This window comes from Aminobacter ciceronei (assembly GCF_014138625.1).
GTDB classification, from domain to species: Bacteria; Pseudomonadota; Alphaproteobacteria; order Rhizobiales; family Rhizobiaceae; genus Aminobacter; species Aminobacter ciceronei.
Genome location: NZ_JACJHY010000002.1, coordinates 231,609 through 244,030 on the forward strand (window position 1 = coordinate 231,609; position 12,422 = coordinate 244,030).

The 12,422-nt window shown below is 61.6% G+C and carries 13 protein-coding genes; 9 read left to right on the forward strand and 4 right to left on the reverse strand.

All coding sequences use genetic code 11. The annotated features are described in order from the left end of the window. Positions 1–41 precede the first annotated feature (41 nt). Positions 42–665, reverse strand: coding sequence for a helix-turn-helix domain-containing protein (locus HNQ95_RS03275; protein ID WP_182573402.1), 624 nt, complete (start codon positions 663–665; stop codon positions 42–44). Between the two features lie 183 nt (positions 666–848). Here HNQ95_RS03275 and HNQ95_RS03280 point away from each other — a divergent pair, with 183 nt between their 5' ends. From HNQ95_RS03280 to HNQ95_RS03315, 8 genes are all read left to right on the forward strand, one after another. Then, positions 849–1,067: a hypothetical protein gene (locus HNQ95_RS03280; RefSeq protein WP_182573401.1), complete on the forward strand. Its 219-nt coding sequence runs from the start codon at positions 849–851 to the stop codon at positions 1,065–1,067. 2 nt (positions 1,068–1,069) lie between these two features. Next, positions 1,070–1,279, forward strand: a complete 210-nt coding sequence (locus HNQ95_RS03285; protein WP_182573400.1) for a hypothetical protein — start codon at positions 1,070–1,072, stop codon at positions 1,277–1,279. Next, positions 1,276–2,736: a DEAD/DEAH box helicase gene (locus tag HNQ95_RS03290; RefSeq protein WP_182573399.1), complete on the forward strand. Its 1,461-nt coding sequence runs from the start codon at positions 1,276–1,278 to the stop codon at positions 2,734–2,736. The genes HNQ95_RS03285 and HNQ95_RS03290 overlap by 4 nt, the downstream gene beginning before the upstream one ends. Continuing rightward, complete coding sequence (locus HNQ95_RS03295) at positions 2,733–3,104, forward strand: hypothetical protein (RefSeq protein ID WP_182573398.1); 372 nt, start codon at positions 2,733–2,735, stop codon at positions 3,102–3,104. The genes HNQ95_RS03290 and HNQ95_RS03295 overlap by 4 nt, the downstream gene beginning before the upstream one ends. A 65-nt stretch (positions 3,105–3,169) precedes the next feature. Continuing rightward, entirely contained in the window at positions 3,170–3,619 is a 450-nt protein-coding gene (ssb, locus tag HNQ95_RS03300; RefSeq protein WP_182573397.1) for a single-stranded DNA-binding protein, read from the forward strand. Further along, positions 3,619–4,080 (forward strand): VRR-NUC domain-containing protein, encoded by a 462-nt coding sequence (locus HNQ95_RS03305; RefSeq protein ID WP_182573396.1) that lies wholly within the window; start codon positions 3,619–3,621, stop codon positions 4,078–4,080. Before ssb ends, HNQ95_RS03305 begins: the two co-directional genes overlap by 1 nt. 104 nt (positions 4,081–4,184) lie before the next feature. After that, positions 4,185–6,542, forward strand: a complete 2,358-nt coding sequence (locus HNQ95_RS03310; RefSeq protein ID WP_182573395.1) for a virulence-associated E family protein — start codon at positions 4,185–4,187, stop codon at positions 6,540–6,542. A 190-nt stretch (positions 6,543–6,732) separates the two neighbouring features. Next, a complete protein-coding gene (locus tag HNQ95_RS03315) occupies positions 6,733–7,521 on the forward strand; it encodes a glycoside hydrolase family 108 protein (protein ID WP_182573394.1) in 789 nt (262 codons plus the stop codon). Here HNQ95_RS03315 and HNQ95_RS03320 read toward each other — a convergent pair. Further along, a complete protein-coding gene (locus HNQ95_RS03320) occupies positions 7,499–8,569 on the reverse strand; it encodes a site-specific integrase (RefSeq protein WP_182573525.1) in 1,071 nt (356 codons plus the stop codon). The genes HNQ95_RS03315 and HNQ95_RS03320 overlap by 23 nt on opposite strands. 131 nt (positions 8,570–8,700) lie before the next feature. Here HNQ95_RS03320 and HNQ95_RS03325 point away from each other — a divergent pair, with 131 nt between their 5' ends. Then, positions 8,701–9,531 (forward strand): phosphate/phosphite/phosphonate ABC transporter substrate-binding protein, encoded by an 831-nt coding sequence (locus HNQ95_RS03325; protein ID WP_246340541.1) that lies wholly within the window; start codon positions 8,701–8,703, stop codon positions 9,529–9,531. 61 nt (positions 9,532–9,592) lie between these two features. Here the strand turns inward: HNQ95_RS03325 and HNQ95_RS03330 are convergent, their stop codons facing one another. Together HNQ95_RS03330 and HNQ95_RS03335 are read right to left on the reverse strand one after the other, a co-directional pair. Next, positions 9,593–10,621: a purine-nucleoside phosphorylase gene (locus HNQ95_RS03330; protein WP_067961006.1), complete on the reverse strand. Its 1,029-nt coding sequence runs from the start codon at positions 10,619–10,621 to the stop codon at positions 9,593–9,595. 227 nt (positions 10,622–10,848) lie between these two features. Continuing rightward, positions 10,849–12,201 carry a M24 family metallopeptidase gene (locus HNQ95_RS03335; RefSeq protein ID WP_067961008.1) on the reverse strand — a complete coding sequence of 451 codons (1,353 nt, stop codon included), beginning with the start codon at positions 12,199–12,201 and terminating at the stop codon, positions 10,849–10,851. Positions 12,202–12,422 lie beyond the last annotated feature (221 nt).

Consider the following 12,422-nt stretch of genomic DNA (forward strand, 5'->3'; position numbering starts at 1 on the left):
TAGGCTTGGGAATAGAACCCTGGCAGGAGCGTGAATTTTGGCTACGGGAGGACGGCCAAAACAGGGGTCGCAGTCTGCAACACAACTTCGCGGGTTTCGTTCGTGAAGGTCACGACGCGCGCCTCGCCGGTTTTTCTGGCGCGCTCAATCTTGGCGATCATTTGCGTCCCCTCGTGGAGACGGCAGACCGATAGAGCCCCGATCGCTGCCGGCTCTACGCTTTCGGTGTAGCCAAAGAGAACGACAGCATCATCCCACGGAGCGAGAGGGCCGCTCGACGCGCGAACTTGCGCCGCTATTACAGATGAGTTGCCGCCGACGTGTATCGCCGCCTTGGCGCGGTCGATCACCCCCTGGGGTAAGGGTTTGGGCTGCATAAGTCTTTCGATTACGCCGTCCTCTCCAATAGTCGCCGCTAGTAGAATTCGGGTCGGAATTCCCTCGGTATCAAGTGCCACTCCTGCGTGGCTCAATACTTCGCTGACCGGGGCTCCAAGAAACCGCGCGATCAAAGTTGCCTCTTCCATTTTCATTCTCCGTTTGCCTGCCAGCATGCGGGAGACAGCGGAAGGGTCTATTTCCAAGTGCCGCGCCAATCCCCTTACGGATCGGTTGTTTTTCTCCAGCTGCTGGAAGAACCAATCCTTGTCGATAGGCGCCTGCATAATGCTTAATCCCTAATGTATCGCGATGACGTTTTGACTCAGTGCCCCGTTTGCCACAGTTGTTGCGGAAGTTGCAACAAATCGCAATACAATCATTCGATGTAGTTAACGCAACGCTGTGCTTGACGATGTGAAATCCGCAACGTATGTTGCGGTAACTACATCAATTAAGGATAGCGACCGGTGCATCAGCAGATGACCCCCTGGCAGAAGGTCCATTCGAAGTTCGGCATTAACTCTGCCGGCCTTGCGAAGTTGCTGGGCCGCCACCGCTCCAAGATCAGCCGCGCGCTGAAGGACGAGAAGGGCCTTATCAGTGGTCGCGACCAGGAATTGATCCTGAACACGGCGCGAGAGAACGGCGTCGAGATTACCCCGAACGATCTAATGCCGGGGTATTGAGCATGGCCGCGCGCGTCCACTCGATCAAGGATCAGGCGGATTTCCTCCGGTCGCTCGTGACGCGGACCAAGATGCGCGACGGCACTGCATCGGCCGAGGCGATGCTCGTTCTGTCTCCCGAGGACGCCGACGCGTTCGATGCGCTGGCGATGCGCCTGGATCGGATGGCGCCGTTCGAAAATGAGATCCGGCGCATGGTGACAGGCAAGTGATCGTCCTTCGCGAAGATCAGGAGGACGTGCGGACAAAGCTGCGCGTTGCGCTGCGGTCGCATGGCTCGGTGCTGGCATATGCGCCGACCGGGTTCGGGAAGACGGTGCTGGCGTCAGCTTTGATCAGGATGATCGCCGGGGCTGGCAAGCGGGTGATCTTCTGCGTCCATCGGATTGCGCTGCTGAAGCAGACGGCGGTTACGCTCGACGGCTTCGACATTCCGTACTCGTATATCGCCGACGGATACCACCACAATATTTATCGTAAGGTGCAGATTGCGTCGATCGACACGCTCAAGAACCGGCTCGGGAAATACCCGGCTGATTACGTGTTCATCGACGAGGCGCATCTGTCGGCGTCTGCCGGATGGGCAAAGGTCGTCGACTACTACAAGTCCATCGGAGCCAAGATCATCGGGCTATCCGGTTCTCCGATCCGTCTCGACGGCAAGCCGCTCGGCTCCGTGTGGGATACGATGGTCATGGGGCCGACGCCTCGGTGGCTGATCGAAAACGGGTTCCTGTCGAAATACCGGGCGTTCTCGCCCAAGGGCATTGACCTATCGGGCTTGCACACACGCAACGGCGACTACATCGGCTCCGAGCTAGACGACCTGATTGCCGGCAAGGCCGTGATGTCTGGCGCCGTTCGTCATTGGCGCAAGTACGCTGCGGGCAAGCGCACGATTGCATTCGCCCCGTCAGTAAAGCGCGCCGAAGAAATGGCCGCCGAATTCCGGGCGAGCGGCGAGACGTTCGTCGCGCTCGACGGGAACACGCCCCAGACGGATCGAGACAAGGCGTTCTTGGCACTGGCCGACCGTCAGATCAGCGGCATCGTGAATTGCAACCTGTTCAGCGAAGGGTTCGACATGTCAGCTCAGGTCGGCCGCGACGTGCCGATCGAATGCGTGCTCGATCTCTACCCGACGCAGTCGCTGGCACGCCACCTGCAGAAACATGGGCGAGGCCTGCGCCGCAAGCCTGAGCCGGCCATATTGCTGGATCTCGTCGGCGGGTTTGCGCGAAACGGCCTGCCCGACGATGATCGCGAATGGTCTCTCGATGGCGTGCTGAAGGGCAAGAAGGCTGCGGGCGAGGAAGCCGTGCGCGTCTGCCCGTCATGCTTTGCTGCTCATGGACCGGCGCCGCGCTGCCCTGGTTGCGGGCACGTATACGAGGTCAAGGCGCGCACAGTCGATGAGATCGACGGCGAGCTTGAGGAGGTCGATGTCGAAGCTGTGCGCCGTGCCAAGAAAATCGAGCACGACAAGATGGCTCGCGATCTGGCTGACAAACTCATTCGCGGCGTCGATCTGAAAGACCCGACCTTAGAGAAGGAGGTCGAATACCTCCTGAAAACCTCGACGGCGAAGCAATCAAAATCCCCTGAGAAATGGGCGGCCCATGTCATCAGCGCGCGGCTGCAGAAGCGGAATGAGAGGCGGGCGGGATGAACGTCGTCGAGCAATTTCAGGCGGTCAATGCGCGTGAGTTTGTGCCGATGGGTTGCCCATGCTGCGGTCAGCCGGTGGCAACGCCGTCGCTCGAAATCGTCGTGCAGAGCTACGGCATCAGCGAGTTCGAGGCGCGCATTCTCGGCGCGATCTGGCGGGGCAAGGGCAGGCCGGTCGCGACCGAACGCATCTTCGATGCGATGTACGCCGATGATCCTGACGGCGGGCCGTCTCACACGAAAATGTATCAGGCGTTCAAGTTCGGCCTTCACCGGCTGCGCGGTCGTCTGACTGGTTCCGGCGTCATCATCGAGAACGTCGGGTATCGCCGGGGCTACCGGCTGCTGCTGAAGGAGAACGACGCATGAAATGGTTCTGGAAGATGATAATCGACGCGGGCAATGGCCTGCTGCGTCTGGCGGGGGCGAAGTAGATGGCTGGTTCCGTGAACAAGGTAATCCTCGTCGGCAACCTCGGCGCCGATCCAGAAGTCCGGCGCCTCAACAACGGAAACCCTGTCGTCAATCTACGCATCGCGACATCTGAAAGCTGGCGCGACAAGAACTCGGGCGAGCGCAAGGAAAAGACCGAGTGGCACCAGGTCGTCATCTTCAACGACAACCTCGCCAAGGTCGCCGAGCAGTACCTCAAGAAGGGCGCAAAGGTTTTTATCGAAGGCCAGCTTCAGACCCGGAAATGGGAGAAGGATGGCGTCGAGCGCTACACGACTGAGATTGTGCTGCAGAACTTCCGGGGCGAGTTGCAGATGCTCGACACTCGCGGGCAGGGCGGCGGCGGTGACGCTGGCGGCACTGACCGGAACGACAGCGGTGGCGATGGGAATTCTGCCGGCCAGCATGACGGAGAGGAAATTCCGTTCTGATGCTTGAAGCTGATTTCATGCGGCGCTGCATGAAGCGCGCGACCGATCTCGGGGCGAGGCTTTTCCGCATCAACGTGGGCATGGCGTGGACCGGCAAGGTCGAGAAGATCGAGCGGACGAAAACCGTTGTCGTCAATTCCGGCGATGTCGTTGTTCGCGAGGCTCGCCCGTTCAAATCCGGCGTACCTGGCATGTCTGACCTGATCGGATGGGCGCCAGTCGTCGTGACGCCGGATATGGTCGGCAGGACGGTCGCGGTTTACTTGGCGGTCGAGACGAAATCGGCTCGCGGCCGCGCTTCGGATGAACAAAAGAACTTCATTGCAGCCGTCCACAACGCAGGCGGCAGGGCAGGGGTCGCGCGAACCGACGAGGATCTATCAGCTATCTTGTGCGGCGATCTTTTTGACGCCCAAGGTGTTGATAAAATCACCACACTTGGCCACAGTTCCAAGCGTTGATCCTCCCAGATCGTGTTACTAGCCGGCCCTTCGGGGCCGGTTTTTTCTTGCAATGACTGTTGCGATGTGTTGTGGTTAACGCAACACCGATTTGGGAAATCATAATGTCAGAAATCGACCGCCTTCGCCGGGAAGTTTCCTTATCGGACACTGCCCGCGGCTATGGCGTGGATCTGCAGGAAAACGGCAACGAGTGGGAGGCTTGCTGCCCGTTCCATTCTGAGAATACGCCGTCATTTACGATCTTCACCGGCAATGATCACACCGAGCGGTACCACTGCTTCGGGTGCGGCTCTGCCGGCGATGTCGTCGACTTCGTCAAGAAGATCAAAGGCGTTAGCACCCGTGAGGCGATCGGCATCCTGGGCGGCGGTACCGCTGGCCCGAACATCCTGCCGCAGAAGATCGAGGTCGTCGACATCTATGCGCGTATCTTGCCGCTGCCAGCGCCGCGCGAGATCGAGGTCGGCAAGCGGATCAAGGTCTATAATCCGAAGCGCGCCGGCCACGAGTGGGAGTGGGGTAATTTTACGCCGTCCATGGTGTTCCCATATTTCACCGCGGACGGAGCAACGGTTGGCTACGTGCTGCGCCGCGAGTTCGACGGCGGTCGCAAGGAAACGCCTATGGTCTGCTGGGTGCGCCTGCCGACCGGCGAGGAGTGTTGGTCGCGTTTCCCGTTCCCTCGGCCTCGGCCTCTGTATGTAGGCGGCGGCAAGTCGTCGCTCCGCGACGGGCAGGTCGTTGTCGTCGAGGGCGAGAAGTGTGCCGACGCAATGGTCGCCGGGTCGTACCGGCAAGCAGTGTCGTGGGCTGGCGGCACGTTCGGCATCTGGCATACCGACTGGTCGCAGCTTGCGGGTCGCTCGGTGATTATCTGGCCCGACGCCGACGAGCCTGGGGTGAAGACGGCCAACGAGGTCGCGGCACTGCTTGCGGGCCTCGGCTGCTCGGTGAAAGTGCTCGACGTTTCGGGCGACCTGCCGAAGGGGTTTGATGTCGCCGACGCTGTGCGCGACAGATGGACCAAGGAGAATATCGACGCGTTCATGAAAGAGCGCGTTCGGGTCTGGACGCCAACGGCCGAGCGCGCCCCCGAGCCTGAGCCTGAGATTGAGCGGGAGCCGGCCCCTGCTGGCGCTAGCCGCCCGATCGTCCAAGCCAAGACGACGCAGCAGGAACAGCCTCAGTCGGCGACAGTGACGAGCATTCAGACGCGGCGCACGGTTCAAGCTGACGATGCCTGGCAGGCCGAGCTCGTGTTCAACGAGGAAGGCAGGCCAAAGCCGGGCGTTGCGAAAAACTGGATGCTGTTTCTGGAGAACCATCCGAAGACGCGCGGCGTGTTCGGCTTCGATGCGTTCAAGATGAATATCATGCTGATGCGCTGCCCACCTTGGGAGGACGCCGGATCGCACTGGGAGCCGAGAACGCTGCGCGATACCGACTATGCCAACGCCGCGATGTGGCTTGAGGGTATGCACCTGACGCCCAAGGCGACGACGATCCAGCCAGTGATCGCCGCGGTTGCCGAGAAATACCAGTTCGACCGGCTGCGCGAATATCTCGATGGCCTCACATGGGACGGCCAGCCGAGGATCAGGCAATGGTTGGCTGATTATGTCGGCTGCGCTGCCACGAATTACAACTCCGTTGTCGGGATGCGCTTCCTGATCTCGGCCGTCGCGCGCGGCCTTGAGCCTGGGTGCAAGGTCGATACGATGCCCATTCTTGAAGGCCCGCAAGGCGCGATGAAATCGACGGTCCTGCGCGACCTATTCGGGAAATCGTTCTTCACAGACGAGCTGTCCGACATCGGCTCCAAAGACGCCATGATGGAAATGGCGGGCGTGTGGGGGATCGAGGTTGCAGAAATGCACCGCTTCAACGCAGCCGAGACGAACAACGTGAAGAAATTCCTCAGCCGACAGGCGGACAGATACCGTCCGCCATATGGCCGATCGGTGATCGAGGTCCATCGCCGCGTCGTCCTCGCCGGCACCATCAACCCGGAAGGCAATCCCTATCTGAGAGATAGCACGGGCGCGCGCCGGTTCTGGCCGGTGACGGTAGGGACCATCGACCTCGATGCAGTCAGCCGCGACAGAGATCAGCTATGGGCTGAGGCTGTCGCCGAGTTCCGCAAGAAAACTCCGCACTGGATCCAGCCCGACGAGGTTGCCGACGTTGAGGCAGAGCAGGCGAAGCGAACCGACGTTGATGTATGGACGGATGCGATTGCCGATCTCGCGAAGACGCGCACCGCCGTCTACCAGAACGAAATCCTGAAAGACCTGGGCATTCCGCTGAAGGATGCAAACGACCGTCACGCTGCTCGCATCGGCCGCGTCATGAAGAAACTGGGGTGGGAGATGGTGCGCGATCGCACTGCTGGCGAGGACCGGGTGAAGTTCGTTCAACCGTCTTTGATTGTGCCAGAACAAGAAACCCTCGACTGGTGAGGTCGAGGGTTCCGGCCTTGCCTGATTTCACCGCCTGAGCCATGAGCCTCCGGGGAGCGGTGCCTTTCCTCAAGGGTGATCAGCGCGGATTAGTCCTGGCCTCTCGGACTTCGGAGTACCCCCTTCGGCGTGTTGTGATAGTTGCATGAGTGTGGCATAAATCGCAACATCGATTTTTGGAGAGGCGAATATGGCGAAGGGCAATCTCGCGGCGTGTCTGCCGGTCACTCTGGCATATGAGGGCGGGTGGGCCGACCACCCAAAAGACCCCGGCGGCGCGACCATGAAAGGTGTCACGCTCGCCGTTTATCGCAAGTATCGACCGGGCGCGTCGAAGGCCGATCTCCGCGCGATCTCTGACAAGGAAATCCAGAGCATCTACCGCGACGGCTATTGGACGCCTGTTCGCGGCGACGATCTGCCGTATGGCGTCGACCTGGTTGTGTTCGACTTCGGTGTGAACTCAGGGCCGTCTCGCACCGCGAAGTATCTGCAGTCCGTCGCTGGCGTGGCTCAGGATGGCAAGATCGGGTCGGGAACGGTGAAAGCCGTCAAGGGCATGGTCGGCAAGACCATAATCCAGAAGTTCTGCGCCAAGCGCCTGGGCTTCGTGCAAGGGCTGTCGACGTTCAAGGTGTTCGGCAAGGGCTGGTCGCGGCGCATCGCCGATGTCGAGGCCAAGGCGGTCGCTATGTGGCTTCGTCACGCCACGACGGCCGAGCCCGACCGTCAGAGGGAAATCCTCAATGGCGAGGCAGAGCAGGCCAGCAAGACTGCGAAGCAGCAGGGCAAGACGGGCGGCACGGCGGCTGGCGGTGGTGCGGTCGTGAGTGGCGGCGATGCGGCCCTGAACGGCGCCGGGTGGGTTGCCGCTGCCGTTCTCGTGGCTGCAGTCGCGATCGCCGTCGTCGTGTTGGTGAAGGCGCGCCAGAATAAGCAGCGCGCCGAGGCTTATGCTACGGCTGCAGCGGCTGTGTAACCGCGTCTAGCCACTTCCAGCCCTCGTATTTGTCGCCGCTCTGTCGGATGTGGGTGTACCGCTTCAGGTTCTGCCAGGAGCGATGCCCGCTGACGGTGGCGACGTGAGGGATGTTCAACCCCATCTCGAACAGCCTCGATATTCCCTCGTGCCTGAGGTCGTGAAATCTCAGGTCGTGGATCTGCAGCAGATCGCGGGCGTCTCTGAACGCAAATGCAATGCTGTCTGGCTTGTAGGGGAATATCCTCTCGCCAGTGCGCGGCATCGACTGGATGATCCTGAGCGCCGGCTCGGGCAGATCGCACCAGACATCATTGCCGGATTTTTCGGAGGGGTCTTTCATGTCGCGCACCAACACGCGGCTGTGCTTCTCGTCGAGGTCAGTCCACTTGATGCGGGTTATCTCCTCCTGGCGCCGGGTCGAGAACAGAGCGAACGCGACGATCTTCGCCATGGGGATGGCTTCCGCCTTTCTGCCGGCGAAGTGCGTCATGAGGCGGTCGAGTTCGTCGAGGGCAGGGCGCTTGTCCCTCCGGTTCGATCGGCCGACGATGCCGAGCCGGGCAAGGACAACGCGCGCGGATCGCATGGCCTCGGTGTCGAGGGGGATATTCCACGCCGGCCCGGCGACGGCGAACACTGATCCGAGGTGTGACAGGTAATTGCTGACGGTCGTGGGCTGCTTGTCGAGGGCGAGTTCCTGGGCGAACTTCACGATCTCCTGCGATGTCACCGCGGCGCATGCCAGCTTGGCGAACTCGTATTCCTTGATCGACTTCAGGACTTGCGTCTTCGTGCGGCCGAGCTTCTTCCGGCTGTCGGCGATGTAGGTGTCGATCGCCTTGGCAACCGTCACGCTCGACGTTGGCTTAACCGGGCCCTTCTCGCGGATCTCCGTTTCCCGCTTGGCGAGCCAGACGACGGCGGCGGCTCGACGATCGAAGGTCTTGCTTTCTTTATGGATGATCGTACCGTCGCGCTTCAGCACGACCTTGCCCATATAGGCGGTGGTGCCGTCCGAGCGTTTGCGAGCGAGGATAGTTCCCACAGTGTTACACGCCTCCCTGAAGTGGTACTTTGTAATACCCAATGCGCAGGAATATGCAACCATGTGGCGGAAATCACATCGAAATGCGAAATGATGCGAGTGTGGCTCCACAAAAATCAACAGAAAGAACAATGAAATCAGATAGTTCCGAAGCAGGGTTCATCGCCGCACTGCCCATGTATGACTGGCCCGAGATGCACGACGAGGTCGATGCGCAATGGGCAAGGTTGCGAACGGCATTGCGTCAGCTTGGTCTGGACGCGCCGGAACGCCTTGTCAGGCGCAATGCCGAACTGCCGGCGGTTCCAGGTGGTATTCGCGACGCATCGGCTACGGTGATCGCGCCCGATCCGGCTACGCTGCCGCCCGAAGAATTCGACCTGCCGACGCTGTGGCGGCATCCCCAATTGCTGTTCGGCCAGACCTGCTGGGGGCCGATGGAAAGCACGGGCCTTGCGGCTCAGGTCAAGGTGATTGGCCAGCCGAACTATGATGGCATCGAAGGCGGTCGTGGCGAACTCTATTCCAGCGCCATCGTCGTGCGGCGCGGATCCGTGACCGCCGATCATGCGCATGCGCCTGATGGCGACGCGACGCTCATTCCGCTCGATCTGATCCGTGACAAGCGCCTTGCCTTCAACAGCCACGATTCGATGTCGGGCTTCATCGGTATTTCGCGCGATCTTGCCGCCATGGGCGAAGGGTTGCGGATTTTTTCCGAACGGATCGAAAGCGGCGGCCATCGCGCATCGATCGTCTCGATTGCCGAAGGCCGGGCCGACGTGGCGACCATCGATTGCCGGAGCTGGGCGCTGGCACAGCGCTTCGAGCCGGCTGCCCAGGACGTCGTGATCATCGGCTGGACGGCAAAGCGCAAGGGTTTGCCTTACATCACCGGGCTAAACACGCCTCCCGTTTCGGTGACGTTGCTGAACCTGGCGCTGAGCCAGGCCGCACTTTGAACGCCGCATTTTGAACAGGGCGGGCGGCCTGAACCGCCCGCCCTGCCTCGCTCTTTCGGGCCTATTCGGACGGAACGCCCTTTTCCCATTTCGTCCAATCGCCGGTGACCGCATCTGCAAAGGCTGCGCCGACACGATAGGCGTTGGTGGCTGCCGGGCCAAAACCGCCCGACTTGGCGCTCAGCGAATCGATGGGGCTCATGCCGGCGGGTTCGCGATCGAAGTTAGATGCCGTGCGCAGCAAGGCGATGCGGTCGAAATCGAGCAGGCCGGCATCGGCGCCGCGCCGCAGCGCCGTCAGCGAGGCGTTGTCCTCCATCTGGGTCGTGCAATAGTTGCCCTTGCCCTCGGTCAGCAACGATACCCAATCGCCCATGCTTCTGGCCGTCATTGAGCCATGCCAGTAGGTGTCGGTGGACAGCGTGTCACAGATGCTGACCTCAGGGGCGGCGCTGCCCGGTGCTGTCGCGTAGGCCACGCGATAGGCCTTCGCTTCGGGGCTGTCGGCAAGTTCGACGCTCCTGGTCAGGGCAAATGCCTTTTGCAGAAGCTGTTCGTTGAGCTGGTAAACCTCGGTTGCCGATCCCCAGCTCGGCTTTTCGCCGGGGCGCTTGGCGCCCAGCCCGACCACGCCATCAGGCCAGTCGGCGGGAATCTGGCGCGGATCGATTTCGTGGCGCAGGCCGGCATCGACGGCATAACGCGCCCAATGTGCCGAACCCAGCGTGCCATCGCTGGGATCGACGCCGGCAATGCCGGCAATCACGATGTAGCTCTGCTTGAGGTCGACAAGACCGCTGTAGACGAGCGCTGAAACCGAGCTGGCCGCGTTGGCATAACCCATCGCCGTCGTCATGACGCACAGGCCGGCAGCGTCACAGGCAAGTTCCGGATACTCCTTGGCGAAGCCCGGAATTGTTAGTCTGGTCTCCAGCTTGCGGCCCTCGAGCCATGGTTTTGCTTCGCCTCCGAACATCGTTATAACAAGCACTTTGGGGGCCAGCGGCTGCGCCGACGCCGCTGATGCATTCGAGGCGAGACCGCCGGCCAGGGCGAGGCCCGAAAGGCCAATCCGATAGAAGTGCGTCATATGCGATCCGATCTGATAAAGAAAAAGGGCGCCGTTTCAGGCCCATTTTCACTATCGGTGCAGCTTGCGGCGGAAGCCACTCGCGAACGCTCCTGTCCACACCAAATCCGGCAGGCCAGTGATCTTGCACCATCGCAGTAAAGTCGCCGGCGAGCGATTTCATCTGCCGATCAATTGTTCTTCGCCGATGGAAGATCTCGAACAGAAAGCCGGGGCTTGGGGCGCGCCTAGCCGAGCAGGCGCTTGTCGAGCGGGTAACTCGACAGTTGTTCGTATCCGCTTTCCGTGATCAGGATCTGCTCCTCGAGCTTGACGCCGTCATGCCCGCCGAGGCGGCCGATATAGCTCTCGACGCAGACCACCATGCCGGGCTCGAGCACGCCGTCCGGCGTATCGGCCGTCCAGTCCGAGGCGTGGGGCAGGGTGGGATATTCGTCGGCCAGGCCGACGCCGTGAAACAGCACGCCATAACGTGCCGCGAAGCAGTCGGGCGGCGGCACGGCCGCGCGTTCCACCAGTTCACGGAAACCGAGGCCGGGCCTGAGCAGCGCCGTATTGTAGGCGATCTGTTCGGCGGCAGTCCTGTAGAGGTCGCGCTGCTCGTCGGTCGGCGCGCCGTCACCGCACAGCCAGGTGCGCGACAGGTCGGCGCAGAAGCCGTAGGGCCCGATCAGGTCGGTGTCGAAGGCGACGAGCTCGCCTGCCTCGACCACGCGCGAGGAGCACTCCTGGAACCAGGGATTGGTGCGCGGTCCGGATGCCAGGAGCCGTGTTTCGATCCATTCGCCGCCGCGGGCGATGTTGCCGCGATGCAGTTCGGCCCAGAGTTCGTTCTCGGAGATGCCCGGCCGGAGCGCCGCTTCCATCTCGCCCATCGCCGCTTCGCAGGCGACGATCGAACGACGCATGCAGAGGATTTCGTCAGGCGACTTGATCAGCCGGGCGTTCTCCATCACCGCCTCGCCATTGCCGACCGAAATGCCATGCCGTGCCAGAGCGTCGACGCCCTCATGGTCGAGATGGTCGACGGCAATACGCGTGATGCCGCCGCCGTGCTGGCGAACGACATCGGCGATGCCTTGCGCCCAACGCTCGACCTTCATCTCCGTCAGTTCGCCACTGTAGAGATACATCCACGACACTGCCGGGCGAACCTCGTTGACGACGCCGGAATGATCGGACAGGTGCTCGCAGGAAAAATAGTCGAACAGCACCACCGGGCCGTCTGTGGCGACGAAGCAGTGACGGGTCGGGTTGTGCGCCACCCACAGCTGCATGTTGGTGGAATCGGTGGCGTAGCGGATGTTGACGGGATCGTAGAGCAGGGCGCCGGCGTAGCCGCGCCGCGCGAGCTCGGCGCGGATGCGCTCCAGCCGGTATTTTCGCAGGGCCGGCATGTCAGGTGCCGCAATGCCTGCCGCCGCCCATTCGGCCTCGGCCTGCGCTCCATAACCCAGAACGTGGCTGTTGAGCCCAGCCGCCTTGGTGCGTGCCTGCGCGCGCAAATCGTCCGCGGAACCCGGCTCGAACGGCATGATCTTGCGGTGGCGGCCGAAATTGCCTTTTGCAGGGGTATCCATCAGCAATGCCCCGCAAGTGGCCGAATGTGTGGTCCTTTCGCGCCCCCCTCTGTCGTGCCGGACATCTCCCCCACAAGGGGGGAGATCAGCAGTTGAGGTTTTGGCGCTCTTCTTGGATCGCTCGAATTCGGGCGAGAGGCATCTGACAGCCAATCTCCCCCCTTGTGGGGGAGATGTCCGGCACGACAGAGGGGGGCAACGTAGAGCATGTGCGTTCCCAG

Excerpts from the sequence above, each read along its gene's own strand:
- HNQ95_RS03275 (WP_182573402.1), bottom strand. The coding sequence starts at position 665 with ATGCAGGCGCCTATCGACAAGGATTGGTTCTTCCAGCAGCTGGAGAAA.
- HNQ95_RS03285 (WP_182573400.1), top strand. The coding sequence starts at position 1,070 with ATGGCCGCGCGCGTCCACTCGATCAAGGATCAGGCGGATTTCCTCCGG.
- HNQ95_RS03295 (WP_182573398.1), top strand. The coding sequence starts at position 2,733 with ATGAACGTCGTCGAGCAATTTCAGGCGGTCAATGCGCGTGAGTTTGTG.
- ssb (WP_182573397.1), top strand. The coding sequence starts at position 3,170 with ATGGCTGGTTCCGTGAACAAGGTAATCCTCGTCGGCAACCTCGGCGCC.
- HNQ95_RS03305 (WP_182573396.1), top strand. The coding sequence starts at position 3,619 with ATGCTTGAAGCTGATTTCATGCGGCGCTGCATGAAGCGCGCGACCGAT.
- HNQ95_RS03310 (WP_182573395.1), top strand. The coding sequence starts at position 4,185 with ATGTCAGAAATCGACCGCCTTCGCCGGGAAGTTTCCTTATCGGACACT.
- HNQ95_RS03315 (WP_182573394.1), top strand. The coding sequence starts at position 6,733 with ATGGCGAAGGGCAATCTCGCGGCGTGTCTGCCGGTCACTCTGGCATAT.
- HNQ95_RS03325 (WP_246340541.1), top strand. The coding sequence starts at position 8,701 with ATGAAATCAGATAGTTCCGAAGCAGGGTTCATCGCCGCACTGCCCATG.
- HNQ95_RS03330 (WP_067961006.1), bottom strand. The coding sequence starts at position 10,621 with ATGACGCACTTCTATCGGATTGGCCTTTCGGGCCTCGCCCTGGCCGGC.
- HNQ95_RS03335 (WP_067961008.1), bottom strand. The coding sequence starts at position 12,201 with ATGGATACCCCTGCAAAAGGCAATTTCGGCCGCCACCGCAAGATCATG.